This is a genomic window from Rhodoferax sp. OV413, from assembly GCF_900104385.1.
GTDB lineage: Bacteria > Pseudomonadota > Gammaproteobacteria > Burkholderiales > Burkholderiaceae_C > Rhodoferax_B.
In genome coordinates this window covers 68,466-93,661 of sequence record NZ_FNJA01000010.1, presented here as the reverse complement: position 1 = coordinate 93,661, position 25,196 = coordinate 68,466, and the positions used below count along the sequence as shown (strand labels likewise).

The following is a 25,196-nucleotide window of genomic DNA, read 5'->3' as shown; positions in this document are numbered from 1 at the left end:
CACTAGGCCGCAGCCACCCGCTGCGCCAAATGCGCCAAGGCTTCCTCCACCTGGTCGACCAGAATCAGGCACAGATCGCCGGGCTGCAGCCGGGCCAGGGCCTGGTCGATGGCGATGAATTCGCCGTAGATTTCGTCCACGTTGCGGGTGCGCTGGGCGTTGGCCAAGCCTTCGCGCAGCAGTTTGACCACTTCGCCGTCGGCACGGCCGCGCTGGCAGGCGTCTTCGAACAGGATCACGTCGTCAAAAGCGTCGCCCAGGATCACGGTTTGCTCGCGGATGTCTTCATCGCGCCGGTCGCCAGCGCCGCTGATGACCACCGAACGGCGTTTGGCCGGCATGGCCTCGACCGCCGACACCAGGGCACGCATGGCGTCCGGGTTGTGGCCGTAGTCGGCGATCACGGTGGCGCCGCGGTAGTCCATCACATTGAAGCGGCCAGGGGCGTTGTCGGCATCGTTGGCAAAGCTCGACAGGCCGCGGCGGATGGTGTCCCAGTTCAGGCCCACGCCCCAGGCCGCTGCTACCGCGGCCATGGCGTTATCGACCTGGAAACCGATGGTGCCGGCACGGGTCAGCGGCACATCGCGCAGGGCGATCTGTTCGCGCCACGAGCCCACGGCGGCCACGATGTGCTCGCCATCGACATAGACCGTGCGCCGGCCCTGGGCACGGTGCGTGGCCATCACCGGGTGGTGCCGGTCGGCGGTGAAGTAGATCACGTTGCCAGGGCAAACCGACGCCATGGCGGCGACGATGGGGTCGGCTGCATTCAGCACCGCGTAGCCGGTAGAGGGCACGTTCTGCACGATCACGCGCTTGAGAACCGCCAGGTCTTCGACCGTGGTGATGTAGTTCAGGCCCAGATGGTCGCCAGCGCCGATGTTGGTGACCACGGCCACCTGGCAGCGGTCGAAGCCTAGACCCTCGCGCAGCATCCCGCCGCGCGCGGTTTCAAATACCGCTGCATCCACATCGGGGTGCATCAGCACATTGCGCGCGCTCTTCGGGCCGCTGCAGTCGCCGCTGTCGATTTGCCGGCCATTCACGTAGACGCCGTCGGTGTTCGTCATGCCAACGCGCAGGCCGCTGCTGGTGAACAAATGGGCGATCAGCCGGGCAGTGGTGGTCTTGCCGTTGGTGCCGGTGACGGCCACAGACGGAATCCGGCCGTCGTCGCCCGGGCCGAACAGGTTGCTGACCATGGCTTCGCCCACATTGCGGCCTTTGCCGAACGAGGGCGAGATGTGCATGCGCAGGCCGGGTGCGGCGTTTACTTCCACGATGCCGCCGTGCTGCTCTTCCAGCGGTTTGAGCATGCTTTCGCAGACCACGTCGACGCCGCAGATGTGCAGGCCGATCATTTGTGCCGCGGCCACCGCCTGGGCGGCGACGGCGGGGTGCACGTCGTCGGTCACGTCGGTGGCGGTGCCGCCGGTGCTGAGGTTGGCGTTGTTGCGCAGAATGATGCGGCGGCCTTTTTCGGCGATGGACTCGGGCTTCAAGTCCTGCAGCGCCAGCCGCGCAATCGCGATGTCATCGAAACGGATCTTGGTCAGCGAGGTCGCATGGCCTTCGCCGCGCTTGGGGTCGGAGTTGACGATGTCCACCAGCTCGCGCACGGTGTGCACGCCGTCGCCCAGCACCTGGGGTGGGTCGCGCCGCGCCGCAGCGACCAGCTTGTTGCCGACCACCAGCAGGCGGAAGTCGCTGCCCGGCAGGAATTTTTCGACCATGACTTCGCCGATTTCAGCGGCGGCGGCATAGGCCACCTCCAGGTGCGCGCGGTCGACGATGTTGACGGTCACGCCCTTGCCCTGGTTGCCGTCCTGCGGCTTGACGACCACCGGCAGGCCGATTTCGCAGGCCACTTGCCAGGCTTCTTCCACGCTGTCGACCGGGCGGCCCAGTGGTACGGGTACGCCAGCAGCATGCAGCAGCTTCTTGGTCAGGTCTTTGTCCTGGGCGATGGCTTCGGACACGGCGCTGGTGGAGTCGAACTCGGCCGCCTGGATGCGGCGTTGGCGCGAACCCCAGCCGAATTGCACCATGCTGCCCTTGGTCAGGCGGCGGAACGGGATGCCGCGGGCCACGGCGGCGTCCACGATGGCGCCGGTGCTCGGCCCCATGCGTTCGTCTTCGTCGGTCTCGCGCAGCTGGGCGATGGCGCTGTCTTTGTCAAAAGCGCTGTGGTCCAGGGCGGCCTGGATCAGCGCCTGGGCCAGTTCCAGTGCCTGGCGGCCTACGGCTTCTTCGCTGTACTCCACCACGACCTGGTAAACGCCGGGCAACTGGGTGGCCGCGGTGCGGCTGAAGGTGACCGGGCAGCCGGCCTGGGCTTGCAGTGCCAGGGTGGCGGCTTCCAGCACATGGGCCAGCGACACCGAGGTGTGTTCAGGGCTGGCACGCAGCGGGCCGATGGCCGGGAACAGCGCTCGCACCGTGGTTTCGAAGCCCGGCAGTTGCGCAATCGCGCGTTCGGATTCTGCACATGTCACCACGGCCTCGATGGCGGTGTGGCGGCTCCAGAGATTGGGGCCGCGCAGGGCCCGGATGCGTGAGACTTCCATCAGTCGGTCTTTCTATCTTCTTGTTCGGTACGGAGTGCGGCCGGGGGAACGGCGGGGCGGGTGGGACGCGTGGTGGGCAGGTCCAGCTCGAAGGTCTTGAGGCCGGCGACGATCAGGTCGGGCGAAATATCCATCGCCCAGGCTGCAGCGATCGAGGCCAGGATGGGCTCCAGCTGGGCCGGGCGGGTCCATCCGGCGGTCAGCAGGTCGAGGTTGACCAGTGGCACTTCGGCGCTGCCGGTGGCCAGCATGATGTAGCCCTTGTGGATCACGACTGCTCTACCTTCTATAGCACGGTGTGCAATGGTGGTGGGCAGCTGTGGGTCAATTCCATACAAAATGGCAGAGCCGTCGCACAGCTCGGCCATGGCGGCGACGCGCGGGTCCACGGCGTTCAGCACGGCCACGCCCTCGGACAGCACCACGTCGACCTGGGTGCGCAGCACCTTGACCAGCTGGTCGTCTTCGGTGATGTCGAATTCAGCCAGCCCGTCTGCGCCACCCAGGTCGGTGACGATGCCGACCACGCAGCGGTCATAGGCCAGGCCGTCGCGCAGGATGCTGGCGGCGCCGTTTTCGATCACGGCGGCTTCCATCGCGCGGTTGATCAGCAGGCGGTGCGCAGGCTCCCAGTGCGCGCAGTCGGTGGTTTCGACGCGCCGGGTGTCCAGGAACAGGCCGTCGCGGCAGGCCAGGCCCACGCGCATGCCGCTCAGGTGCAGCAGCCAGGCTACCAGCCGGGCGATGGTGTGGGTGCCCTGGGTGCCGGCGACACCGACGATGGGGATGCGGCCGGTTTCGTCTTCTTCAAACAGATGGTCGACGATAGCCCGGCCCACCGGGCGGGGCGAGCCTTCGGCCGGCTTCAGGTGCATCAGCAGGCCCGGGCCGGCATTCACCTCGACAATCGCGCCGCCCTGCGGGCCCAGCGGTTTGGAGATGTCTTCGGCCACCACGTCGATGCCGGCGATGTCCAGCCCGACGATACGTGCGGCCAGCGAGACGATGTGGTCCACCTCGGGGTGCACCAGGTCGGTACAGTCGATCGCGACATTGCCGTTGCGCTGGATCAGCACCTGCCGGCCGGCGGCGGGCACCGAACTGGACGTCAGCCCCTGGCGCTGCAGGTCCAGCCGCACGGCTTCGTCCTTGTCGATTTCGATCAGGCCCAGCGGAGCGTCTTCGTGGGTGCCACGGCGCGGGTCGGTATTGATATGCGCATCGACCAGCTCGGCCACGGTGGATTGGCCGTTGCCCGTGACCCAGGCTACCGAGCCGCGGGCCGCGGCAACCACGCGGCCGCCGACTACCAGCAGGCGGTGTTCGTTGCCGCGTACAAAGCGTTCGACCAGCACTTCGCTGCCGTGCTGCTCGGCCACCAGATAGGCGGCTTCCACATCGGCCTGGGTAGACAGGTCGAGGGCCACGCCGCGGCCGTGGTTGCCGTCCGAGGGCTTGACCACCACCGGCAGACCGATGTCTTGCGCTGCGTCCCAGGCAGCTTGCGGGCTGTCGACCACCGCGCCTTCGGGAATCGGCACGCCGCAGGACTGCAGCAGGGTTTTGGTCAGGTCTTTGTCGTGGGCGATGCCCTCGGCAATCGCGCTGGTGAATTCAGTCTCTGCCGTCCAGATGCGGCGTTGGCGTGCGCCATGGCCGAGCTGCACCAGGTTGCCGTTGTTCAGGCGGATATGCGGAATGCCGCGGTCGGTGGCAGCTGCGACGATGCAAGCGGTGCTGGGGCCGAGGTAGCAATCGTCGACTTCGGTACGGACTGCCGCCACGGCGGTTTTGACGTCGAAAGGCTGGTCATTGATGGCCGCCATCAGCAGCCGGTGGCCTTGGGCCAGCGCGGTGCGGGCCACTTGCTCGTCGCGTGCCCGGAACACCATGCGGTAGACGCCGCGCTGGCTGGTGCTGCGGGTCTGGCCAAAGCCGGTGGGCATGCCGGCCAGGTTCAGCAGCTCGATCACCACGTGTTCCAGTATGTGGCCGGCCCAGGTGCCTTCGACCAGACGCTGCAGGAAGCCGCCGCGCTCGCCCACGCCGCAGTGGTGCTCGACCAGGGCCGGTAGCAGGGCGACCAGCCGATCGGTAAAGCCTGGCATCAGGTTGGAGGGGAATTCCTCCAGCTCCCCCAAATCGAGCCAGACTTCCAGGGCAGGGCGGTAGGTCCAGATGTTGGGGCCGCGCAGGTATTTGATGCGCAGTAGTTGGATGTCGTCCTTGGGGCTCATGTGCTTGGGGTAGGTAATGGCCGGGCTCCCCGGCTGCGGGTGGCTATTGTGCGTAGATGCCATATGGTAATTAGAAACAAGGCGCTATCGGCGAGAATCTGAGCCCCGGCGAGGCGCTAGCACCAGGCAAGAGATCGCGGGAACTAAAAAATGCACCAAAACCTTCCTGTTGAAATTACCAGTGGTCTGCAATCGCAGCTGCTAGCCCACGAGAACGTCCAAGCCAGCCTGTCCGTTGACCTGGACGCCCAGCTGCGCTTTGTCCCAGGCCTGCTGGCCCTGACCGACCAGCGCCTGGTTTCCCTGCAGGACGGGGTATGGCAGTCTTGGCCACTGACCGCCGATCTGGTGTTGCGCCACTCCGACCACGCGGGTGTCGGCACGCTGGAGTTGCACAATGCCCACACCCGGCTGGCCGGCTGGCGCTATACCTTGGTGGCCGACGCGCAGGCGCTGCGGCTGGTCAAGCTGTTTGGGCAGCGTTTGCTGTCGCAGGACCCCCACCTGGACGAACCGGGCCAGTGCCCCACCTGCCACGCGCCGCTGCCGCCCGATAGCGATGAATGCGCGGTCTGCACCCGCGAGCTCAACACCGTGCCCAGCACCTGGGTGCTGCTGCGGCTGTGGCGCTTTGCCAAGCCCTACCAAGGCCGCTTGCTCACCGGCTTCTTGCTGATGCTGGCGTCGACTGCCGCCACCTTGGTGCCGCCTTATTTGACGATTCCGCTGATGGACGAAGTGCTGATTCCATTCCAGAGCGGCAAGCAGATCGACGTGGGGCAGGTGAAATGGCTGCTGGCCGGGCTGCTGGGCTCGGCCCTGCTGGCCTGGAGCCTGGGCTGGGTGCGAACCTGGCTGCTGGCCCTGGTGTCCGAGCGTATCGCTGCCGACCTGCGGACCACGGCCTTCGAACATTTGCTGGGCCTGTCGTTGGACTACTTCGGCGCCAAGCGCACAGGCGACCTGATCGCCCGTATTGGTTCCGAGACCGACCGTATCTCGGTCTTCTTGTCGCTGCATGCGCTCGACTTCGCCACCGATGTACTGATGCTGCTGATGACCTCGGCCATTTTGTTCTCTATCAACCCCTGGCTGGCCTTGGTGACCCTGCTGCCGCTGCCCTTCATCGCCTGGATGATCCACGCCGTGCGCGACCGCCTGCGCACCGGTTTCGAGAAGATCGACCGGGTCTGGGGCGAGGTCACCAACGTGCTGGCAGACACCATCCCCGGCATCCGCGTGGTCAAGGCATTTGCCCAGGAGCGCCGCGAGGCCGACCGCTTTCATGCCGCCAACCAGGCCAATCTGGCGGTTAACGACCGGTTGAACAAGACCTGGAGCCTGTTTACCCCCACCGTCTCGCTGCTAACTGACATCGGCCTGCTGGTGGTCTGGGCATTTGGCATCTGGCAGGTCAGCAAGGGCCAGATCACCGTGGGTGTGCTGATTGCGTTCCTGGCCTACATCGGCCGCTTCTACACCCGGCTGGACTCGATGAGCCGCATCGTCTCGGTAACGCAAAAGGCCGCTGCCGGAGCCAAGCGGATTTTTGACATCCTGGACCACGTGTCCAATGTGCCCGAGCCCGCCCAGCCTGTGCCCGTCAGCAAGGTGGAGCGTGGCATGCGCGGACAGATCGAGATGAAGCGCATCGGTTTCCGCTATGGCAACCGCGCGGTGATCCGCGACCTGGACCTTGTGATACGCCCTGGTGAAATGATCGGCCTGGTCGGCCACAGCGGCTCGGGCAAGAGCACGCTGGTCAACCTGATCTGCCGCTTCTATGACGTGACCGACGGTTCGATCCAGGTCGACGGCACCGACATCCGCCGCTATGCCGTGGCCGATTACCGACGCAACATCGGCCTGGTGCTGCAGGAACCATTTCTGTTTTTCGGCACGATTGCCGAGAACATTGCCTACGGCAAGCCCGACGCCACGCGCCGCGAAATTGTGGCCGCGGCCCGCGCCGCCCACGCGCACGAGTTCATCCTGCGGCTGCCGCAGGGCTACGACTCGCTGGTCGGCGAGCGCGGCCAGGGACTGTCGGGCGGCGAGCGCCAGCGTATCTCGATCGCACGCGCGCTGCTGATCGACCCGCGCATCCTGATCCTGGACGAAGCCACCTCCTCGGTGGACACCGAGACCGAAAACGAAATCCAGAAGGCGCTGGACAACCTGGTGCAAGGCCGCACCACCATTGCCATCGCCCACCGCCTGTCCACCCTGCGCAAGGCGGATCGCCTGGTGGTGATGGACCGCGGCCGGGTGGTCGAGGTCGGCCCGCACGAAGAGCTGATGGCCCGTGAGGGCGCGTATTGGCGGCTCTACCAGGCGCAGCTGCGCCGTACCGAGAGCGAGGACGAAGGCCTGAGCCTGTCGCGCCCGGTTGAACACTCAGCCCACCCTGCTGGAAACCCATGATGAAAAACAACCCCGATTTCCAGCTGGAGCGTGACACCTTTGGCCGGCTGGTGCTGGTTTTTGCGACCGGCGAACGGCACGGAGGTGTGGTGCCGGTGCGCGCCTTTCCGATTGCTGCGCCCGATGAAGGCGTGTCGCTGGTTGGCACCGAAGGCCGTGAGCTGGTGTGGATAGAGCAGCTGAGCGCCATGCCTCCGGCGCTGCGCGGTTTGCTGGAGGAAGAATTGGCGATCCGCGAGTTCGTGCCCGAAATCCGGCGCCTGAAAGCGGTTTCAACCTTTTCCACGCCCAGCGTCTGGACGGTGGAAACCGACCGCGGCGACACCGAATTCGTGCTCAAGACCGAGGAAGACATCCGCCGCCTGGACCGTACTGGCCTGCTGATCGCCGGCGGGGCGGGCGTGCAGTTCCGGGTGCAGGACATGACGGCGCTGGACCGGGCGTCCCGGCGCCTGCTGGAGCGTTTTCTGTAAAGCGCGCCGACTTCTCGATGTGAAGGTAAAGTTTTTTAAACTATTTTAGAAATAGCCCTAAATAACCCTTCATTTCTGCCGTTAACCAGTTACGTGGTCTAAAAAATCGAGTTTTAGGCCGGCTAACCAGGTGAACTCCATGCAATTACCTTCTGTCGAACGCAACGTGAACTGGCCGCTTTCCGCTGCCGGTTCGCAGTCTGGCGGCAGTGCGGCTGCAGCCAAGGCTGAAACTTCAGCCATCCAAGAGGCGACAGCCAAGGTTGAGGCGGTGAGCAAGCCTGAGCCCTCGGTCAAGCTGGATATATCCACTGCCGTGAAGGAAATTGTGGAGCTGGAAGTGGCAGCACGCGCCCGTGCGCAGGCGCGCGTGGCGAATCCCCAAGACGATGCAAACGGTGTAGAAGCCGTGGGCCGCATCGATTCGGCAGGCACCACCAGCGCCTTGCAGTCGGTCAACGCCACCGAAGAAAGCAAAAATTCCGGCAATTCCTTGCAGAGCGAATCGCCCGAAACCGCGGCCAAAGCCGCCAAATTGCTGGCGGCCGGTAAAGAGCCAGGCCCGAACCAGCCCACAGCGGTAGACGACGAGCCCTCCACCGACTGGACCACAGCACCCAAGGCGGCCGAGAAAAAGCCCGAAAACCCGCCGCCCGAGCCGATCTCCAAGAAGCTGCTCGACTTCTTGCAGGCCTTGTGGCGCGCCGGCGGCAACGCGGTGGACGTGGCCCAGGAGGCCAACAAAACCCTCAATCCCGACAAGCTGGCCGAAGGCCCGCTGACCTACGAAGACCCGTCGGCGGTCAAGAAGACCAGCGGCAACTGATCCGCCGCAGCTGTCTGTAGCCACTTGCCTGGTCTGGCAAGGGCTTTCCTATTATTCTTTGGTTTCCTTGATCTGGTAGCGCGCAGCTGCGTCTGCGGCCTGCGGTTCCAGCGTCCAGCGGGTTTGGTGCAGGGCGGCCACGTTAGGCCGGTGTGCTATGGAGATGATAGCGCCTTGCGCTTGCTGTACCTGTGCCAGCAGCTTCTGGTAGATGGAGTTCTCGGCCGGTGCATCGAGTGCACTGGTGGCTTCGTCGGCAAAAATCCAGCGCGGCTTTTTCAGCAAGACCCGGGCAATCGCCAGCCGTTGCTGTTCACCGCCCGAGAGCTTTTGGCCCCAGGCCGCCTCCTGGTCCAGCTGGTTGCACAGGTGCGGCAACAGTGCGTCGGTCAGCGCCTGGCGCAACGCCTCGTCGCTGTAGCCGCTGGCAGCGGTGGGGTAGGCCAGGGCGCTGCGCAGCGTGCCATCGGGGAAATACGGCCGCTGCGGGATGAACATCGCATCCGCCGGCAGTGCCACTTTGCCGCTGGAGAACGGCCAGATCGCCGCAAACGCCCGGAACAGTGTGGATTTACCGCTGCCCGACGGACCGCTGAGCAGCACGCTGTCGCCTGGTGTGGCGCGCAGGTTCAGGCCTGACAGCAGCACCGTGCCGTCCGGCAGGCGCAGCTGCAGGTCTTGCGCTTCCAGGGGTGCATTTGCTCCTTTATTGATAGCTACTTGCGCAGACTGTACCTGCGCTAGAGCCTGAATTTGTTCTTCAAATGAAGTCAACCGGTCGGTGGTGGCGCGCCAGGTCGCCAGGCTGCTGTAGTTGTCGACAAACCAGCTCAGCGAGTCCTGCACCCGGCCAAAAGCCGAGGAAATCTGCATCAGCGTGCCAAGCTGGATGGCGCCGCTGAAAAACCGCGGCGCGGCCACGATGAAGGGGAACACCACCGCCGCCTGGCCAAAGAAGCTGTTGAACCAGATCAGGTTTTTCTGCGCCTTCAGCAGCTTCAGGTAGTTGGCCAGCACGGCGGCGAAGCGCATGTCCAGGTGCGTGCGCTCCACCTTTTCGCCGTGGTCCAGCGCAATCGATTCGCTGTATTCGCGTACTCGCACCATGTGGTGCCGGAAGTCGGCTTCCACCCTCTGCTGCTGGAAGTTCAGCTTGATCTGCGGCCGGCCGATGTAGAAGGTGATGATGCTGCCCGCCAGGCAGTACAGCAAAGCCATCCAGACCATGAAGCCCGGGACGAAGTATTCGCTGCCGCCCAGGTGGAACGAGAAGTCGCCCGACAGATTCCACAGAATGCCGACAAAGCTGACCAGGGTCACCAGCGCGTTCAGCACGCCCATGCACAGGCCGATGGTCAGGCTGGTGAACTGGTTCAGGTCCTCCTGGATACGCTGGTCCGGGTTGTCAGGCCCGGCATCGGGGTTGGTCTTGGCGAAGCGCGCCAGCTCCATCTTGTAGAACGCCTGGTTCGACAGCCAGCGGCCCAGGTAATGGTCGGTCATCCAGGCGCGCCAGCGCATTTCCAGCAGCTGGGTGATATAGAACTTGTAGACCGCCAGGATGATCAGCGCGAAGGCGATGTAGGTGAAGCGCCCCAGCTGCTGCCAGAACACCGGTTGGTTCTTGTTCTGCAGCGCGTCGTAGAACACCTGGTTCCATTCGTTCAGCAGCACCAGCAGATAGACGCCGAGCAGGTTCAGCGCCACGATGGCGGCGAGCATGGCCCGGGCTTTCCATTTTTCTTCTGACTTGAAGTACGGGATCGACAGCTGCCAGACCTTGGCGGTCTGGTCTTTGAGGACGGCGAAGCGCGATGCAATGCTCATGGAATTTTTCGGTGGGGTGGTGTCGGGGCCAAGCGATGGAGCACCGCCGCGCGATTTAGTTCGCTGGATTGGAGACGCCGCTGCTCACATGGCCGGCCGGCACATGCTGGGCGGCTGAGTTCACATGGCCGGTCTGGTCGTCGAAGAAGAAGTCGGGCTCGAATTCGCGCAGGAATTCGCCCTTGGGCAGGCCGCCGAGGAACATGGCCTCGTCCACCTCGATATGCCAGTCCATCAGCGTCAGGATGGCGCGCTCGTGCGCCGGCGCGCTGCGGGCCGTCACCAGGGCGGTGCGGATGCGCATATGCGGCGTGCTGGCTTTTTGCAGCCGGTGCAGCGCGGCGAGCAGCGGCTTGAACGGGCCGTCGGGCAGGGGTACGGATGCCTTGTCGATCTCGTGCTGCTGGAAAGCCGGCAGGCCATCGCGTTGGTAGACCTGCTCGGCCTCGTCGCTGAACAGCACGGCGTCACCGTCGAAGGCAATGCGCACTTCATTCGGGTAGTTGCTGCCGGCCTGGGTCGATTCGGTTAGCACCCGGGCTGCGGGGAAGCCCAGCGCCAGCGCGTCGCGCACGTCTTTCTCGTTGGCCGACAAAAACAGATGCGCACCCAGCGCACGCAGATAGCCGAAGGGCGCGCGCCCCTGGGTGAACACGCCGCGCTCCAGCTGCAAGTTGTTGGCCTTGCCGGATCGGAAGATGCGCATGCCGCTGACCGGGTCGTTGCGCGACAGCATCACCACCTCGACCCGCTTCACGCCGTCGTCGTTGAAGGCCAGCAGCTTCTGCACCAGCGAAAACGCCACGCCTGGCTTGGCCGGCACGTCCAGCCGGTCGAACTGCAGCTGCATATAGGCTTTGTCGTCGCCCGCATCGAAGAGTCGGTTTTCTTCTTCGAGGTTGAACAGGGCGCGCGAGGAGATCGCCACCACCAGTTTGTCGTCGAGGGTCAGGGCCATGCTTACTTCGCGAATTGGTTGAGTTGGATGATGGGCAGCAAGACCGCCAGCACGATCAACATTACCACCAAGCCCATGGCCACGATCAGCAGCGGCTCCAGAATCGTCGCCAGCGCCATGGCCCGGCGTTGCACCTCGGTGCTCAGCTGCACGGCGGCGCGCTGCAGCATCAGCGGCAGCTGGCCGGTCTGCTCGCCGAGCCGGGCGAACATCGCCAGCAGGCCGGGGAAGCGCTTTTTCTGCGCCATGGCCGAGGCCAAGGGCGCGCCTTCGCGCACCAGCACCAGCGCGTCGAGCGCATCGGCGCGCATGGCGGTGTTGTTCAGGGTTTCGGCCGCAGCCTGCAGCGCGCGCAGTATCGGCACGCCGGCGGCGGCCAGCATAGCCAGGGTGCTGGCGAAGCGGGATGCGTTGTAGCCGCGGGCCAGCGGGCCGACCAGCGGTAGTTTCAGAAAGGCGGCGTCGATTTTTTCACGAATCGTGGCTCTGGCGTAGGCAGCACGTGCACCAATAGCTATCACAATAATAGCAATCAGCATGGCCCAGCCGTAGTTGCGCACCATGCCGCTGATGGCCAGCATGGCCACCGTCAGGAACGGCAGCGCGCGCTTGCTGCCGGCAAACACGTTCGCTACCTGCGGCACCACATAGCCCACCAGGAACAGCACGATGGCGATCGCCACCAGGGTGACGATGGCCGGGTACAGCGCTGCGCCGACCAGCTTGGACTGCAGCGCCTGGCGCTCTTCCAGGTCGTCGGCCAGGCGTTCCAGCACCAGTCCCAGGCTGCCGCTTTGCTCGCCCGCGCCAATCACCGCGGTGTAGATGCTTGAAAACTCGCGCGGATGCTGGCTCAGCGCCTTGGCGAAGGTGGCACCGGCATTCACCTCGGCGCGCAGCGAGGCGAGTAGATTGCGCTGGCGCTCGTCTTCGGCTTCTTCGGTCAAGGCCGTCAGCGCGCGCTCCAGCGGCAGGCCGCTGGATACCAGTCCTGCCACCTGCCGGGTCCAGATGGCCAGGCCGGTGGCGTTGAAGACCTTGCCCTCAAACAGCTTGGTGCGCAGACCGGTATGGCCGGCGGCGTTGCTGCCGCTGGCGTTGACTGGCTCCACCGCCAACGGCACCAAGGCCTGGGCGCGCAGCAGCCCGCGCGCAGCCTTGGCGGTGTCGGCCTCCATCACCCCTTTGCGGGTCTGGCCTTGGGCGTCTACGGCTTCGAAGGAATAGGCGGGCATGGGGGCTTTAGTCGCGGGTGACGCGCAGCAGCTCTTCGCGCGAGGTTACGCCGGTCTGCACCAGGCGCTCGCCGTCTTCGCGCATCAGCTGCATGCCGGCCGTGCGGGCGGCGGCGCGGATTTCGGCTTCGGAGGCGCGGTTGTGGATTTGGGCCTGAATCGCGTCGTTGGTGACCAGCAGCTCGAAGATGCCGGTACGGCCCTGGTAGCCGGTCTGGTTGCAGGCAGGGCAGTTTTTGCCTTGGCAGACCGGGCACAGCTTGCGCACCAGGCGCTGGGCCAGCACGCCGAGCAAGGTGGAACTCAAAAGGAAGGGCTCGACGCCCATGTCGATCAGCCGGTTCACCGCGCTGGCGGCGTCATTGGTGTGCAGCGTGGCCAGCACCAGGTGGCCGGTCAGCGAAGCCTGGATGGCGATCTGCGCGGTCTCGAAGTCGCGGATTTCGCCGATCATGATCACGTCCGGGTCTTGCCGCAGGATGGCGCGCAAGGCCTTGGCAAACGTCAGGTCGATCTTGGCGTTGACCTGGGTCTGGCCGACGCCGGGCAGCTCGTACTCGATCGGGTCTTCCACCGTCATGATGTTGCTGCTGCCCGCATCGAGCCGGCTCAAAGCCGCGTACAGCGTGGTGGTTTTGCCCGAACCCGTGGGGCCGGTCACCAGGATGATGCCGTGCGGCTGATTGATGAGATGCTGCAGCTGGTCCAGCACCGTGCCCTGCATGCCTACCGATTCCAGCGTCAGCTTGGCGCCGCTCTTGTCCAGCAGGCGCAGCACGGCGCGCTCGCCATGGGCGCTGGGCAGGGTGCTGACGCGCACGTCGACGGCGCGGGTGCCTATGCGCAAGCTGATGCGGCCGTCCTGCGGCAGGCGCTTTTCCGAGATGTCCAAGTCGGCCATGATCTTCAGCCGCGAGATCAGCGCCGCGTGCAGCGCGCGGTTCGGCTGCACCACTTCGCGCAGCGTGCCGTCGACGCGGAAGCGCACGCTGGAATGGCGCTCATAGGGTTCGATGTGGATGTCGCTGGCGCCGTCGCGCGCGGCCTGGGTCAGCAGCGCGTTAAGCATGCGGATGATGGGCGCGTCGTCCGACATTTCCAGCAAGTCTTCGACCGCCGGCAGCTCCTGCATCATGCGCGACAGGTCGGCATCGCTCTCGACTTCGCTGACCACCGAGGCGGCGCTGGATTCGCCTTGCGCGTAGGCGGCGCTGATGCGCTGCAGCAGGGCGTCGAGCACCAGGGTTTCGATGTGCTGCACCGGGTATTTACGCACCACCTCGCTAAGGGCCGAGGGCGCGGTGGCCGGGTGCAGCCACAGGGTGTACTCGCCCTGGTTTTCCTCCAGCAGCAGCTGCTGGGTGCGGGCGAAGGCGTAGGGCAGGGGGTGGCGCATCGTCAGGGCGTGGCGGGGGAGGTCGCGGGAGCCAGCGCGGGCGGCGTCAGGGGCAAGGTGGTCAGCGGCGCTGGCACCGTGGCCTTTTTATCGCTGCCCATGGGCAGCACCGGCAGCTCGGAGGCCGACGGTACGGCCGACAGCATGGGGTGGGCCTGCGGGCTCACCGATTGCTGTTGCACCCGCATCATGTCGTAGCGGTCCAGCGTCAGTGCGCTGCTGGTGTTGGCGTCGCGGACCACGATGGGCCGCAGGAAGACCATCAGATTGGTTTTCTTGCGGCTGCGGTTTTCGCTCTTGAAGAAGTTGCCGAAGAACGGCACGTCGCCCAGTAGCGGCACTTTCTCCACATTGCCCGAGTAGTCGTCCTGCAGCAAGCCGCCCAGCACCACGATGGAGCCGTCGTCCACCATCACGGTGGATTCGATGGAGCGCTTGTTGGTGGTCGGGCCGTTCGAATTGCTGGCGGTGGCGGCGTCCACGCTGGACACCTCCTGGTAGATCACCATCTTGACCGTGCCGTTCTCGTTGATCTGCGGGCGCACGCGCAGGGTCAGGCCCACGTCCTTGCGCTCCACGGTCTGGAAGGGCGAGCTGGTGCTGGAGCCGTTGTTGGTGGTGTAGGTGCCGGTAACGAAGGGCACGTTCTGGCCGATGATGATCTTGGCTTCTTCGTTGTCCACCGTCAGCAGATTGGGGGTGGACAAGACGTTGCCGGTGCCGGTTTCGTCCATCAGCCGGGCCAGGGCCCCCAGCACATAGGTGCCGCCGATCTTGTTGGCCACGCCCAGATTCAGGCCGTTGCTGAGGGTGGTGCTGGTATTGCCGGCGGCGATGCTGGTGGCCAGGGTGGCCAGGTTGCTGCTGCCGCTGCCGAAGTTGGTGCCCAGGCCTACATTGCCCAGCACGCCCTGCCATTGGATGCCGAACTCGGCGGCCTTGTTGCTGCTGACTTCGACGATCAGGCTCTCCACCAGCACCTGGGCGCGGCGGCCGTCGAGCTTGTCGATGACGGCGCGCAGCTGGCGGTACTGGGGCTCGGGCGCGGTGATGATCAGCGCATTGGTCGACGGGTCGGCCTGGATCTGGCCGCCGGTGGACGGTTGGTTGCTGTTGGCGCTGTTCAGGCTGGGGCCGCTGGTGGTGCTACTGCTGCCCGAGGTGGAACTGCTGCTACTACTGCCGGAGCTGCTGGTGTTGGACAAACCACTGGAGCTGCTCGTCGGGCTGGAGCTACTGCCACTGCTGCTGGCGCCGGTACTACCGCTGCCGCTGGACATGGCGGCGCGCAGGGTGACCGCCATCTTGGTGGCGTCGGCGTTCTTCAGGTAGACCACATAGATATTGCCGGCGTCGCCATTGCCGTTGCTCATGGTCGGCTGGTCCAGCTTGGCGATCAGCGACTTGACCAGCGACACCCGCGCCGGATTCGCTGCGCGCAGGATGACCGCGTTGCTGCGCGGCTCGGCCAGCATGGTGGTCTTGTACGAGCTGTCGGTCTGGCCGGCTGCCGGGGCGGCGGCGCTGCTGCTGCCGGATTCGACCAGCTTGGTCAGCAGCGGCACCAGGTCGCTGGCAATCGCATACTTGAGCGGGATGATTTCTACATCGCTGGCGTTCGACACGTCCATGGCAGCGATGATGCGGCCGATGCGGCGCAGGTTGTCGGCGTAGTCGGTGATCACCAGCGAGTTGTTGCCGGGGTTCAGGTTGATGGTGTTGTTCGGGCTGATCAGCGGGCGCAGCACCGGCACCAGGTTGCTGGCGTTCTCGTAGTTCAGCTTGAAGATCTGGGTGACGATCTGGTTGCCGACGGCGGCATTGTTCTCGCCCAGAGTCACCGGGCCGGCCTGCAGCTTGGCATCGGCCTCGGGCACGATCTTGTCCAGGCCGTTCGACTCCACCACGGTAAAACCCTGCAGCCGCAGCGTCGCCAGGAACTGGCTGTAGGCGGCGGCCGGGGTCACCGGGCGTTCGGTGCTGAGCGTCATCACGCCCTTGACCCGCGGGTCGACCACCACGTTGCGGCCGGTGATGGTGGACATGGTGCGGGCTACCGACTCGATCTCGGCGTTGGCAAAGTTCAGCGTAATGGGCTCGCCGCGCTTGGGGGCTGCAGCCGCGGCCTGGGCCTGTGCATTTAAAGAGAACAGGGCTCCAGCGCAGGTACAGAATGCGCAGACAGCTATGGAAACAATAGCGGGCGAGAAGCGTGAGGGCATGTGCATGGTTCAGCCTACTTTGATGATGGCGCGCGCGCCGTCGCGCCGCCCCAGGATGTTGAGAAGATTCGATAAAGCGTCCACCCGGTCCGGGGCCGCGGTGGCCACGCCGTCGAAGCGCAGGCGGTTGCCAACCCACTGGCCGCTGCCGGTGAGCTGCAGGCTGCCGGCCAGGGTTTCCAGCTGCAGAGTATTCGGGTTGCCGCCGGTCAGGGTCACGCGGTAGCTGCCCATGGGCTTGAGGGTGGACAGGCGCGAGGCCATGTCGATGGCTTCCAGGCGGGCCTGGCCTGCCAGCACCAGGCGGCCGGCGTTCAGTTCGACCACCAGGCCTTGGGTGTTCAGGGTCAGCTGGCCTTCGGGCTGCAGCGTGTTCCAGGGCGCGCCCAGGCCGGCCAGCAGCGGCGCGGGCCAGTGCGACTGGCTGTCGGCCAGGCTGATGTGGGCGCCGCCCCAACGGGCTGCGGCCTGCACCTGCAGCGGCTGGGCCATGCAGCATTCGGCCCGTAGCTGGGCCGATACGCCCAGGCCGCTAGGCCGGATGCGCCAGCGCAGGCGCTCGGGCAGGGCGGTGCTGTCGCGGCTGCCGGCGCCGCCGGCCAGCACCAGCTGGGCCGAGCCGTCCCATAGCGTGCCGCGCGGGTCGGCCAGCTGCACCTGGCCCTGGCTGGCCTGGGCCAGGCCAGCGGCCAGCCAGCGTGCCGGTGCCCAGACCACCAGGGCCAGCAGCAGGCCCAGGCTGGCACCGGTCCAGGCCCAGCGCCAGGGCGCGGTGTCCGTGGCGTTGGCGGCGTTGCGGAGCGAGCGGCGGGCCATGCAGCGGGTCAGCGGTTGCTGGGCAAGACCAGCACCAGCGAGCCGTCCCAGCTGGCGATGGCGGGCGTGCCCGCATTGCCAGCGGTAGCGGGTGCGGCGCTGCGCACCAGCCGGGCTTCGATGGGCAGGGCCCGGGCGTTGATGCGCACCTGGGCCAGCCAGCGCGCCAGGGCGTCGGCCGGGGTGTTTTTCAGGCTGACGGTGATGCGCTCGCCCACGGTGTTCAGCTGGGCCGTGCCGCGCAGGTCGGCCTTGACCGAGGCCTCTACGGCGCGCAGTGCGTCGTCAAAGCTCAACTTTGGCTGGCTTTGCAGCGCCTGGGCTTCGGCCTGCAGGCTGCGCATGGTTTGCAGCTGGGCGTCCAGGCTGCGGTGCTGGGCGTCGGCGGCGCGCAGGGTTTGCAGCGCCGGGCCAAGGGCGATCCACCACAGCAGGGCGGCCAGCACCAGGGCCAGCGCGGCCAGCACGCTGCTGCGTTCGCGCGGGGCCAGGGTGTCCCACTGGGCTTGGAGAGAGGTGGGTAGCTTCATGGTGCGGCGCCGGGAGCGGGTTGCAGGACCAGCAGATTGCCTTCGCTGCGCAGGCTGTAGCCCTGGTTGCGCAGGGCCTCCAGCACGGGTGGTTCGGTATTGCTGGGCAGGCCTTTGAGCTTGGCCTCGCCGGGTGCGAAGTCCAGGCCGGTGGCACTGTACTGCGGCGGCAGGGCCGCGCCCAGGGCGCTGAGCATGGCTTCCAGGTCGCGGGCCGAGGTGGCGCCGGCGGCCTGGCGCAGCAGCGCCAGTTCGCGGCCCATTTGCACCGGCGCGTCGACCACCACCTTGACGCCGGGGAAGGTCTGCGTCAGCGTGTTGCGGATGGCGCTGCGCTTGGCGTCCAGGCTGCGCGCCTCGCTCCAGGCCCAGGCGTTCAGGCCGACCAATTGGGCGACCAGCAGCAGCGCAAAACCCCAGCGGGCCGCCTGCCATTGCGGGGCTTGCAGCAGCACCGTGGCCTGGGCGGCCAGGCCTTTCCAGGCGCGGCTGCGGCCGGAGTTGCTGAATTCGAATTGCGCCAGATCCCAGCGGCCGTGGGCCGCGGCCAGCCAGCGCTCGCCGGCCTGCTGCAGCGTGACGCGGCGCTGCGACAGCTGTTCGGCCAATGCGGCTACGCCGGGCTCGGCCACGATGTCTATGCTTTCGGGGGCTTCGGTCTGGGCGCCCAGCGCCATCGCCAGGGTGGCGGCGCCCAACGGCAGCAGGCTGACGCCGTGCGGCCCGGTGCTGACCAGCTGGGCCTGATCCGGGTTGCCGATCACTTGCAGGCGCACTGCGTCGGGGGCGAATTCGGGGACGATGCGGGCCACCCGGTGCTTGGCGGCTTCCAGCGGCGCCAGCGCGCTGCGCAGCCAGGCGCGGTTGCAGGCGGCGACCCAGACCGGGCCGTCGGCCGGAGCATCGGGTTGCAGCGCGAAATGCAGCTCGCTGGGTTCTTCCAGCAGCCGGTCTTCCAGCAGGCCTTCGAGCACCGCGCGCAGCCGGGGCGTGCTGGCCGATCCGCCCAGGGCGCTGCGCTGCAAGCTGCCCTTGGGCAATTCCACCCGGTGCCAGGACAGGGCCTGGGCCGGCACGACGACCACCAGCTCGGCGCCCCCGGCGGCCGGCAACAGGGCCGCTACCGCGCGGTCGTGGCTGTCCACGTGGCGGCCATCGGCGGTGCGCACATAGTCGAACAGGCTCGTGGCGCTGGCAGCACCCGAGGGCTCTAGGGGAAGGAGGACGATCAGTGTGCTCATGGGCGGGAATGGTCGGCCATTGTATGTAGACGGGATGACACTTACGGCGCCAGGTTGCCGGCCGGATCGGCGGCCGCGCGTTCGCGCCAAATGGTGCTGACGTTGATGCCGTCGCGCTGCACCAGCGAGCGCTCCAATACCGTGCTCGGCCCCATGCGCAGCCGGCCCAGCACCTCGAAGTAGCGGGTGGCCACGCCGTGCTCGCTTTCGCTGAAGCTGATGCCCGACTGGTTCAGCACCGCGCTCACATCGGCGGTGCTGCGAAAGTACTTGCTGGCCCGGGCGGCGACCAGCTTTTGTGCGTCGGCCATGGACAGATTCGCCACGCTGGCCACTAGCACGGTGGCGCTGGCGGTGTTCAGGTTCACCGGGGTGCGCACCGGCAGCACACTGATATACGGCCGCAGCGCCGCCACGGTGGCGGGCTGCAAGCCCAGCCAGCCCAGGTCTTCGGCGCGGCGCGGCATCAACGGAATGCGGGCGTCGGCGCTGGCGTACTTTGTGGTGTCCAGCGCCAGCTGCAGCTGTTCGGCCAGCAGGCTCAGCTCTTGTGGCGGCAGGTTCAGCTGGGTGAACAGCCGGCCGAAGGCGGCCAGCGAGACTTCGGAAATTTTGTTCTCGTCGACCAGGTTGCGCAGGTTCAGGCGCGACTGCATGTCGCTGATCTGGCCGGACAGAAAGGCATCGACCTGCTCTTCGCTGGTGGCGCCGCCGGTGTTGTTGCGGTCGGCCGCCAGAAAGGTCGACAGGCGCGACTCCTGCAGCGGCACGGCCCAGGGCTCGGCCAGATGGTCGGCGCCGCCAGAGCGCGCGTCCTCGCGCAGGATTAGCCGGGCCCAGTCGAGTGCGCCGGTGAGTATCCAGGCCGACTGCACGCGCTGGCGCTCCGCCGCCTCGATCTCCACGCTGCGCCACTGCTGCCACAGCGAGCTGGCGGCCAGGGTGGCCACCATGGTGACGGTCAGCATGGCCAGCAGCAAGGCAGCGCCGCGCTGGCGTTTGCTATGCATATAAGAGCTGCTCGCGCTGGTGGAATATGCGCTAGAGGCCAATTTTGTATATAAAAATCGGCGCGGGGTCATGACTTGCCCCCGCCCACCGTCGGCCGGATCCAGTCGCGCGTCAGCACGCCGCTGAGCGCCTGGCCGGGTGGCAGGGTCAGCACCAGGCGCACGCCGTCGGGGATGCTGGTGTCGGCGTTATTGCCGGCGCCACCGGCGCTGCTGGACAGCGGGTTGCTCCAGGCGTTGTCGCGGTAATAGAAGATGCGCCATTCGGCCAGCGGGGTGAGTGCGACTTCGGCGCGCTTTTCGGCGTCGCCAGGGTTTTGCGCCCACTGCGCGGCGGTGGCCCAGGCCTGGGCCAGGGCGCGGCGGTCGGTCAGCTCCGGCGACTGCCAGCGCAGCCATTGGTCGGTGCCGTCCACATTGCGGCGCGACCAGGCCACCACCAGCGGGCCGCGGGCTTGCGGGTCGCTGCTGCGCCGCAGCAGGCGCAGGCCGCGGCCGTCCCAGTCGATGGTGGTGGTATTGGGCAGCTGCAGCACCGCGTCCAGGTCGGTGCTCCACTGCGACAGGCCGGCCTGCAGGGTCAGCACGGCGTCGGCGCGCTGCTGGGTCTGGGTCTGGGCGCGGGTCATGCCGTCCAGCCCGCGCCAGCTGAGCACGGCCAGCAGCGCCATCACCATCAGCGCGACCAGCAGCTCGACCAGGGTGAAACCGCGTTGCCGCTGCATCAGAACCGCCCCACGATGGTGGACAGGCGCAGTATGGGCGAGCTGCCGTCGAACACCTGGGCGTCGACGCGTCGAAAGCTCGGGTTCGGTGTGGGCAGCACCGACAGGCGCACGTCGTACACATGGCCGGCCTGCTCGCAGCTCTGGCTGCTGTCGCCCACGCCGGGCATCTGGGTCGACAGGCGCATCTTGATCAGCTCGTTCTCGGCGCACAGGTGGGCCAGCAGCACATCGGTCTGGCGCGTGGCATTGGTGGTCAGCGCCTGGGTGGCCTGCAGGCCGGCGATCAGCGCGATGGACACGATGCCCAGGGCGACCAGCACCTCGATCAGGGTAAAGCCGCGGGACTTCACGGGGTTCATGGAGTAACGGTTTGCACAGTAAACGGCCGCGCGCCGTCGGTGGCAATGCGCAGCGCCTGGGCCGGCTGGCTGATGGACTGCAGCACCACTTCCTGCCGGCCGATCAGCGGCTCGGGGCCGAGCGGCACGGGGGCGGTGTTGCGCGCCACCGTGTCGTTGCCCAGCCAGCGCTCGGGTAGGGTGCCGGCGGGCAGGCCGTCAAACGCAAAGCCCTGGGGCGTGAGCCGCCAGCGCACCGGCACACCGCTGGCACGCGACTGGGCACGCGCCGATTCGAACAAGGCAGCCAACCGGGCCGCGTCGCGCTCCAGCAAGGTCTGGCTGCTGTCGCGCATCGCGAAGCCCACGCCGGCGCTGGCAATGGCGATGATGGCGACGACGACCAGGAGTTCTAGAAGGGTGAAGCCCTTCTGGCGCGGTAGCAAGGGCTTACTGCCAGCTGCCGATGTCGGCGTTCTTGCCTTCGCCACCGGCCTGGCCATCGGCGCCGAAGGACATCACGTCGATCTCGCCCTGCACGCCGGGGTTCAGGTACTGGTAGGGGCGGCTCCAGGGGTCGTTGGGCAGCTTTTCCACATAGGGTTTCCAGTTCGGCGGCACCGGGTTGGTGCTGGGCTTGGCGACCAGGGCTTGAAGGCCTTGTTCGGCCGTGGGGTAGCGCTGGTTGTCCAGCTTGTAGAGCTTCAGCGCCTGCACCAGGTTGTTCACGTCGGTCTTGGCGGCCGTGGCGCGGGCGTCGTCGGCGCGGTCCAGCACATTGGGCACGATCAGTGCGGCCAGCACGCCAATGATGACCAGCACCACCATCAGTTCAATCAAGGTAAAGCCGTGTTGCAAGCGGTGGCGGAGTGCGGTGTGGTGTGTCATGGGCTGCGATGATAATCAATGCATGTTAATCAACGCATCCGACTCTGTCATGGCACGCTGGGCGCCGCGGCTGGTGACCTTTGCCGTCTGGGCCCTGGCCTTGGCGAGTGCCGCGTACTGGGGCTTGAAGTCGACTTCCGAGCCCGGCGGCCCGCAGGCGGCGGTGCTGGCCCAGAGCCGTGCGCCCGTCGATACCGGCGCGGTCGCCCGCCTGCTGGGCGCCGCGCCGCAGGGGCCGGCGACGGTGGCGCTGGTCAATCCTTCAACCCGGTTCGCACTGGTCGGCGTGATTGCCGGCCAGGGCACGGGCGGTGCGGCGCTGATCGCGGTCGATGGCAAGCCGCCCAGGCCCTACCGTGTGGGCGGTGTGGTGGACGGCGATTTGCTGCTGCAGTCGGTCGCGCCGCGGCGTGCCGAGCTGGCGCCGCGCATGGACGGCCCGGCCGCGTTTGCCTTGGAAATGCCGGTTAGAAAGTAAACCACTCGCCGTAGCCGGGTGCGGCCTGCGGCCATTGGCTGGCCTGTGTGATCTGGCGCAGTCCGGTGTGCAGCAGGGAGCAGGCCCGAATCACTCCGGCATGGGTGATCCACAGCGTGGGCCCATCGCCTTTTTCGTCCCAGGCAGATGCCACCCTTTGCATGAATCCTTGTACCGATTCGCCGCCACCGGGTCGGTGTTGGGCGAAGTCCGCTGTCCAGGCGTCCAGCGCGCTCTGGCCGATAGCGTCCCAGCGCTGGCCTTCCCAGGCGCCGAAATCCATTTCGCGCAGGCGGGGATCAAAATTAGGTACCAAATCGGGCCTTAGCGCATATAAAGCCTGCGCAAGCTGCTCGCATCTTTGTAGCGTAGAGCTGCGCACATGGCAGCCTGTGGGCAGGATGGCGGCCAGTTGTTCGGCCGCGACAAGAGTGGCTGGCGCATCGGCTGCCAGGTCCAGCGCGCCGTAGCAAATGCCTGGCGCCACCAGCGGCTGGGCGTGGCGCACGGCCCACTGAGTCATCGCAAAGCCGCTGCCGCGCCCAGGTAGAAGGCGATTTCGCAGACCTGCTGGGTAGCGCCCAGGCAGTCGCCGGTAAAGCCCTGCAGGCGTCGCACAAACAGCCGGCGCATCCAGAGCAGGGCCAGGCCGCTGGCGACCATGCCTGCTATTAAAAATGTAGCTCCTTGCGCATACAACACCAGCGCCAGCGGCATAAAACACCATAGGAATGCGATCGCCAGGGCGGCGTGGCTGATCTGCTCGGCCAGCGGCTTGCTTTTGGAGGTGGCGGCGTCGCCCACATGCGGCAGCCAGCGCACCAGCAGCAGCGGGCAAAAGCGCGACCACACATGGCCGCCGACCAGGGCTGCCAGCAGGGCGGTGCCGCTGTAGGCGTCGAGCAGGGCCAGCAGCGCGACCTTGGCCAGCAGCGCCAGCACCAGTGCGATTGCGCCATAGGCACCGATGCGCGAGTCCTTCATGATCTCCAGTGCCCGGTCGCGGTTGGCGCTGCCACCCAGGCCGTCGGTCACGTCGGCCAGGCCGTCTTCATGGAAGCCGCCGGTCAGCAGCACGGTGGCGATGGTGCACAGCACCGCGGTCACTAGCGCATTGCCCGGCCGCCCGTGCAGCAGCGTGCCGCTGGCTGCGGCTACCGCGCAGGCCACCAGAGCCACCAGCCAGCCCACGCCGGGGAAGTGCGCGGCACTGGCGCGCAGCATCGCCGGGCTGTAGCCGACCCAGGCCGCCAGCCGCCCGGTGACCGGGATGCGGGTGAAGAACTGGACGGCTAGCAGGTAGTGGCGGATGAAATCCACGCGCGCACTAGCTCTGCAGGAACAGGCGGTAGGCGGGGTTCAGCGTTTCTTCCACATACGGGTAGTCCAGCGTGTCCAGGAACTTGGCGAAGGCTTTTTCGTCGGACTTCGGCACCTGCACGCCGACCAGAATGCGGCCGTAGTCGGCGCCCTGGTTGCGGTAGTGGAACAGGCTGATGTTCCAGCCGGGGCGCATCAGGGTCAGGAACTTCATCAGAGCGCCGGGGCGCTCGGGGAAGATGAAGCGCAGCAGACGTTCGTCGTGCGCCAGGCTGGAATGGCCGCCGACCATGTAGCGGATGTGTTCTTTGGCCAGGTCGTCGTGCGTCAGGTCCAGCGCCTTGAAGCCGTGCTTGCTGAAGTTGGCGGCGATCTTTTGCGATTCGCCCTTGGCGGTGGTGGTCAGGCCGACGAATACATGGGCCTTGGCTGCATCGCTGATGCGGTAGTTGAACTCGGTGACGTTGCGCGGGCCGCCGGGCAGCTGGCCAATGGTTTCGCAGAAGCGCTTGAAGCTGCCGCGCTCTTCGGGGATGGTGACGGCAAACAGGGCTTCGCGCTCCTCGCCGACCTCGGCGCGCTCGGCAACGAAGCGCAGGCGGTCGAAATTCATGTTCGCGCCGCACAGGATGGCGGCATAGGTTTCGCCCTTTTTCTTGTGCTTGGCCACGTACTGCTTGACCGCGGCCACGGCCATGGCGCCGGAGGGTTCGACGATGCTGCGGGTGTCGACGAACACGTCCTTGATGGCGGCGCAGACGGCATCGGTGTCGACGGTGATGTATTCGTCCACCAGATGCCGGGCCACGCGGAAGGTTTCTTCGCCCACCAGCTTGACGGCCGTGCCGTCGGCGAACAGGCCGACATCGGCCAGGGTGACGCGCTTCCTGGAGTTCACCGACTGCAGCATGGCGTCGGAATCATTGGTTTGCACGCCGATCACCTTGATCTCGGGCCGCACCGCCTTGATGTAGTTGGCCACGCCGGAGATCAGACCCCCGCCGCCGATGGCGACGAACACCGCATCCAGCTTCTGCGAGCCCAGGCCCTGGAGCTGGCGCAGGATTTCCATCGCAATCGTGCCCTGGCCGGCGATCACGTCTGGATCGTCAAAGGGGTGGACGAAGGTCAGGCCCTGCTTTTTCTGCAGCTGCAGCGAATGGTTGTAGGCGTCGGTATAGCTCTCGCCGAACAGCACCACTTCGCCGCCCAGTGCAGCCACTGCGTCCACTTTGACCTGGGGCGTGGTGGTGGGCATGACGATGACTGCGCGGGTGCCGAGCTTGCGTGCGCTCATGGCTACGCCCTGGGCGTGGTTGCCGGCCGAGGCGCAGATCACGCCCTTTTTCAGCTGCTGCGGTGTCAGGTGCGCCATCTTGTTGTAGGCGCCGCGCAGCTTGAAGCTGAACACCGGCTGGGTGTCTTCGCGCTTGAGTAGCACGGTATTGCCCAGGCGGATGCCGAGATTGCGCGCGGGTTCCAGCGCGGTTTCAATCGCCACGTCGTAGACGCGGGCGGTGAGAATCTTCTTCAGATAGTCGGCGGGGGTCAGCGGCTGGGGTGCCTTGGGGGCTTTGGCGGGCTTGGCGGATGCGGTCGTCATGGGTTCTCCTCGGTCGTCGATGATAAGGGGACGGCCCATACCGCTTGCGCAGACGTAAAAAAGCATAAAAAAAGCC

General features: G+C 66.4%; 22 protein-coding genes. 4 read left to right on the top strand and 18 right to left on the bottom strand.

The genetic code is table 11. The features are described 5' to 3' along the window. Nucleotides 1–2 precede the first annotated feature (2 nt). Nucleotides 3–2,570: a cyanophycin synthetase gene (cphA, locus tag BLT66_RS24820; RefSeq protein ID WP_092762355.1), complete on the bottom strand. Its 2,568-nt coding sequence runs from the start codon at nucleotides 2,568–2,570 to the stop codon at nucleotides 3–5. Beyond that, the gene (cphA, locus tag BLT66_RS24815; RefSeq protein WP_092762410.1) at nucleotides 2,570–4,807 is read right to left on the bottom strand and encodes a cyanophycin synthetase; all 2,238 of its coding nucleotides are present in this window, start codon (nucleotides 4,805–4,807) and stop codon (nucleotides 2,570–2,572) included. Before cphA (BLT66_RS24815) ends, cphA (BLT66_RS24820) begins: the two co-directional genes overlap by 1 nt. 150 nt (nucleotides 4,808–4,957) lie before the next feature. On the opposite strand from cphA (BLT66_RS24815), the gene BLT66_RS24810 reads away from it, so the two are divergent. The 3 genes from BLT66_RS24810 to BLT66_RS24800 all read left to right on the top strand — a co-directional run bounded on the left by BLT66_RS24810 (nucleotide 4,958) and on the right by BLT66_RS24800 (nucleotide 8,530). Further along, entirely contained in the window at nucleotides 4,958–7,231 is a 2,274-nt protein-coding gene (locus BLT66_RS24810; RefSeq protein ID WP_092762353.1) for a cyanophycin metabolism-associated ABC transporter, read from the top strand. After that, nucleotides 7,231–7,704: a cyanophycin metabolism-associated DUF1854 family protein gene (locus BLT66_RS24805; protein WP_092762352.1), complete on the top strand. Its 474-nt coding sequence runs from the start codon at nucleotides 7,231–7,233 to the stop codon at nucleotides 7,702–7,704. Before BLT66_RS24810 ends, BLT66_RS24805 begins: the two co-directional genes overlap by 1 nt. A 139-nt stretch (nucleotides 7,705–7,843) precedes the next feature. Further along, nucleotides 7,844–8,530 carry a hypothetical protein gene (locus BLT66_RS24800; protein WP_143029285.1) on the top strand — a complete coding sequence of 229 codons (687 nt, stop codon included), beginning with the start codon at nucleotides 7,844–7,846 and terminating at the stop codon, nucleotides 8,528–8,530. Between the two features lie 51 nt (nucleotides 8,531–8,581). Here BLT66_RS24800 and BLT66_RS24795 read toward each other — a convergent pair whose 3' ends face one another. The 13 genes from BLT66_RS24795 to gspG all read right to left on the bottom strand — a co-directional run bounded on the left by BLT66_RS24795 (nucleotide 8,582) and on the right by gspG (nucleotide 21,719). Then, complete coding sequence (locus tag BLT66_RS24795) at nucleotides 8,582–10,357, bottom strand: ABC transporter ATP-binding protein/permease (protein ID WP_092762348.1); 1,776 nt, start codon at nucleotides 10,355–10,357, stop codon at nucleotides 8,582–8,584. Between the two features lie 55 nt (nucleotides 10,358–10,412). After that, nucleotides 10,413–11,315, bottom strand: a complete 903-nt coding sequence (locus tag BLT66_RS24790) for a 5'-nucleotidase (RefSeq protein WP_092762346.1) — start codon at nucleotides 11,313–11,315, stop codon at nucleotides 10,413–10,415. 2 nt (nucleotides 11,316–11,317) lie between these two features. Further along, nucleotides 11,318–12,550: a type II secretion system inner membrane protein GspF gene (gspF, locus tag BLT66_RS24785; protein ID WP_092762344.1), complete on the bottom strand. Its 1,233-nt coding sequence runs from the start codon at nucleotides 12,548–12,550 to the stop codon at nucleotides 11,318–11,320. Between the two features lie 7 nt (nucleotides 12,551–12,557). Further along, nucleotides 12,558–13,946, bottom strand: coding sequence for a GspE/PulE family protein (locus tag BLT66_RS24780; RefSeq protein WP_092762342.1), 1,389 nt, complete (start codon nucleotides 13,944–13,946; stop codon nucleotides 12,558–12,560). 2 nt (nucleotides 13,947–13,948) lie between these two features. Beyond that, entirely contained in the window at nucleotides 13,949–16,168 is a 2,220-nt protein-coding gene (gene gspD / locus BLT66_RS24775) for a type II secretion system secretin GspD (protein WP_092762408.1), read from the bottom strand. Between the two features lie 9 nt (nucleotides 16,169–16,177). Continuing rightward, nucleotides 16,178–16,984, bottom strand: a complete 807-nt coding sequence (gspN, locus tag BLT66_RS24770) for a type II secretion system protein N (RefSeq protein ID WP_092762340.1) — start codon at nucleotides 16,982–16,984, stop codon at nucleotides 16,178–16,180. 8 nt (nucleotides 16,985–16,992) lie between these two features. Continuing rightward, nucleotides 16,993–17,514 (bottom strand): type II secretion system protein GspM, encoded by a 522-nt coding sequence (gene gspM, locus BLT66_RS24765; RefSeq protein WP_092762338.1) that lies wholly within the window; start codon nucleotides 17,512–17,514, stop codon nucleotides 16,993–16,995. Beyond that, nucleotides 17,511–18,755, bottom strand: coding sequence for a type II secretion system protein GspL (gene gspL / locus BLT66_RS24760; protein ID WP_092762336.1), 1,245 nt, complete (start codon nucleotides 18,753–18,755; stop codon nucleotides 17,511–17,513). Before gspL ends, gspM begins: the two co-directional genes overlap by 4 nt. Before the next feature lie 41 nt (nucleotides 18,756–18,796). Beyond that, nucleotides 18,797–19,765 carry a type II secretion system minor pseudopilin GspK gene (gspK, locus tag BLT66_RS24755; RefSeq protein ID WP_176955164.1) on the bottom strand — a complete coding sequence of 323 codons (969 nt, stop codon included), beginning with the start codon at nucleotides 19,763–19,765 and terminating at the stop codon, nucleotides 18,797–18,799. Nucleotides 19,766–19,833: 68 nt separating this feature from the next. Then, entirely contained in the window at nucleotides 19,834–20,490 is a 657-nt protein-coding gene (locus BLT66_RS24750; protein WP_092762334.1) for a PulJ/GspJ family protein, read from the bottom strand. Continuing rightward, the gene (gene gspI, locus BLT66_RS24745; protein ID WP_092762332.1) at nucleotides 20,490–20,852 is read right to left on the bottom strand and encodes a type II secretion system minor pseudopilin GspI; all 363 of its coding nucleotides are present in this window, start codon (nucleotides 20,850–20,852) and stop codon (nucleotides 20,490–20,492) included. The genes BLT66_RS24750 and gspI overlap by 1 nt, the downstream gene beginning before the upstream one ends. After that, on the bottom strand, nucleotides 20,849–21,334 hold the full coding sequence (locus BLT66_RS24740; protein ID WP_092762330.1) for a prepilin-type N-terminal cleavage/methylation domain-containing protein: 486 nt from the start codon (nucleotides 21,332–21,334) through the stop codon (nucleotides 20,849–20,851). The genes gspI and BLT66_RS24740 overlap by 4 nt, the downstream gene beginning before the upstream one ends. Continuing rightward, a complete protein-coding gene (gene gspG, locus BLT66_RS24735) occupies nucleotides 21,282–21,719 on the bottom strand; it encodes a type II secretion system major pseudopilin GspG (RefSeq protein ID WP_092762327.1) in 438 nt (145 codons plus the stop codon). Before gspG ends, BLT66_RS24740 begins: the two co-directional genes overlap by 53 nt. A 49-nt stretch (nucleotides 21,720–21,768) precedes the next feature. Here gspG and BLT66_RS24730 point away from each other — a divergent pair, with 49 nt between their 5' ends. Then, entirely contained in the window at nucleotides 21,769–22,197 is a 429-nt protein-coding gene (locus tag BLT66_RS24730) for a type II secretion system protein N (RefSeq protein WP_092762325.1), read from the top strand. Here BLT66_RS24730 and BLT66_RS24725 read toward each other — a convergent pair. Genes BLT66_RS24725 through ilvA form a run of 3 tightly spaced genes read right to left on the bottom strand, consistent with a single transcriptional unit; the run spans nucleotide 22,187 to nucleotide 25,120 of the window. After that, nucleotides 22,187–22,720, bottom strand: coding sequence for a histidine phosphatase family protein (locus BLT66_RS24725; protein ID WP_092762323.1), 534 nt, complete (start codon nucleotides 22,718–22,720; stop codon nucleotides 22,187–22,189). The two genes, BLT66_RS24730 and BLT66_RS24725, sit on opposite strands and share 11 nt — an antisense overlap. Then, nucleotides 22,717–23,517 (bottom strand): adenosylcobinamide-GDP ribazoletransferase, encoded by an 801-nt coding sequence (locus BLT66_RS24720; protein ID WP_092762321.1) that lies wholly within the window; start codon nucleotides 23,515–23,517, stop codon nucleotides 22,717–22,719. Before BLT66_RS24720 ends, BLT66_RS24725 begins: the two co-directional genes overlap by 4 nt. A gap of 7 nt (nucleotides 23,518–23,524) precedes the next feature. Continuing rightward, nucleotides 23,525–25,120, bottom strand: a complete 1,596-nt coding sequence (gene ilvA / locus BLT66_RS24715) for a threonine ammonia-lyase, biosynthetic (protein WP_092762319.1) — start codon at nucleotides 25,118–25,120, stop codon at nucleotides 23,525–23,527. Nucleotides 25,121–25,196: the final 76 nt, after the last annotated feature.

Bases quoted from the DNA above. Each gene is read 5' to 3' on its own strand.
- gspM (WP_092762338.1), bottom strand. From the start codon at position 17,514: ATGAAGCTACCCACCTCTCTCCAAGCCCAGTGGGACACCCTGGCCCCG.
- ilvA (WP_092762319.1), bottom strand. From the start codon at position 25,120: ATGACGACCGCATCCGCCAAGCCCGCCAAAGCCCCCAAGGCACCCCAG.
- BLT66_RS24800 (WP_143029285.1), top strand. From the start codon at position 7,844: ATGCAATTACCTTCTGTCGAACGCAACGTGAACTGGCCGCTTTCCGCT.
- BLT66_RS24730 (WP_092762325.1), top strand. From the start codon at position 21,769: ATGGCACGCTGGGCGCCGCGGCTGGTGACCTTTGCCGTCTGGGCCCTG.
- BLT66_RS24740 (WP_092762330.1), bottom strand. From the start codon at position 21,334: ATGGCCAGGCCGGTGGCGAAGGCAAGAACGCCGACATCGGCAGCTGGC.
- BLT66_RS24780 (WP_092762342.1), bottom strand. From the start codon at position 13,946: ATGCGCCACCCCCTGCCCTACGCCTTCGCCCGCACCCAGCAGCTGCTG.
- gspL (WP_092762336.1), bottom strand. From the start codon at position 18,755: ATGAGCACACTGATCGTCCTCCTTCCCCTAGAGCCCTCGGGTGCTGCC.
- cphA (WP_092762410.1), bottom strand. From the start codon at position 4,807: ATGAGCCCCAAGGACGACATCCAACTACTGCGCATCAAATACCTGCGC.
- gspK (WP_176955164.1), bottom strand. From the start codon at position 19,765: ATGCATAGCAAACGCCAGCGCGGCGCTGCCTTGCTGCTGGCCATGCTG.
- BLT66_RS24795 (WP_092762348.1), bottom strand. From the start codon at position 10,357: ATGAGCATTGCATCGCGCTTCGCCGTCCTCAAAGACCAGACCGCCAAG.
- cphA (WP_092762355.1), bottom strand. From the start codon at position 2,570: ATGGAAGTCTCACGCATCCGGGCCCTGCGCGGCCCCAATCTCTGGAGC.
- gspF (WP_092762344.1), bottom strand. From the start codon at position 12,550: ATGCCCGCCTATTCCTTCGAAGCCGTAGACGCCCAAGGCCAGACCCGC.
- BLT66_RS24750 (WP_092762334.1), bottom strand. From the start codon at position 20,490: ATGCAGCGGCAACGCGGTTTCACCCTGGTCGAGCTGCTGGTCGCGCTG.
- gspI (WP_092762332.1), bottom strand. From the start codon at position 20,852: ATGAACCCCGTGAAGTCCCGCGGCTTTACCCTGATCGAGGTGCTGGTC.
- BLT66_RS24810 (WP_092762353.1), top strand. From the start codon at position 4,958: ATGCACCAAAACCTTCCTGTTGAAATTACCAGTGGTCTGCAATCGCAG.
- BLT66_RS24725 (WP_092762323.1), bottom strand. From the start codon at position 22,720: ATGACTCAGTGGGCCGTGCGCCACGCCCAGCCGCTGGTGGCGCCAGGC.
- BLT66_RS24790 (WP_092762346.1), bottom strand. From the start codon at position 11,315: ATGGCCCTGACCCTCGACGACAAACTGGTGGTGGCGATCTCCTCGCGC.
- gspD (WP_092762408.1), bottom strand. From the start codon at position 16,168: ATGCCCTCACGCTTCTCGCCCGCTATTGTTTCCATAGCTGTCTGCGCA.
- gspN (WP_092762340.1), bottom strand. From the start codon at position 16,984: ATGGCCCGCCGCTCGCTCCGCAACGCCGCCAACGCCACGGACACCGCG.
- gspG (WP_092762327.1), bottom strand. From the start codon at position 21,719: ATGACACACCACACCGCACTCCGCCACCGCTTGCAACACGGCTTTACC.
- BLT66_RS24805 (WP_092762352.1), top strand. From the start codon at position 7,231: ATGAAAAACAACCCCGATTTCCAGCTGGAGCGTGACACCTTTGGCCGG.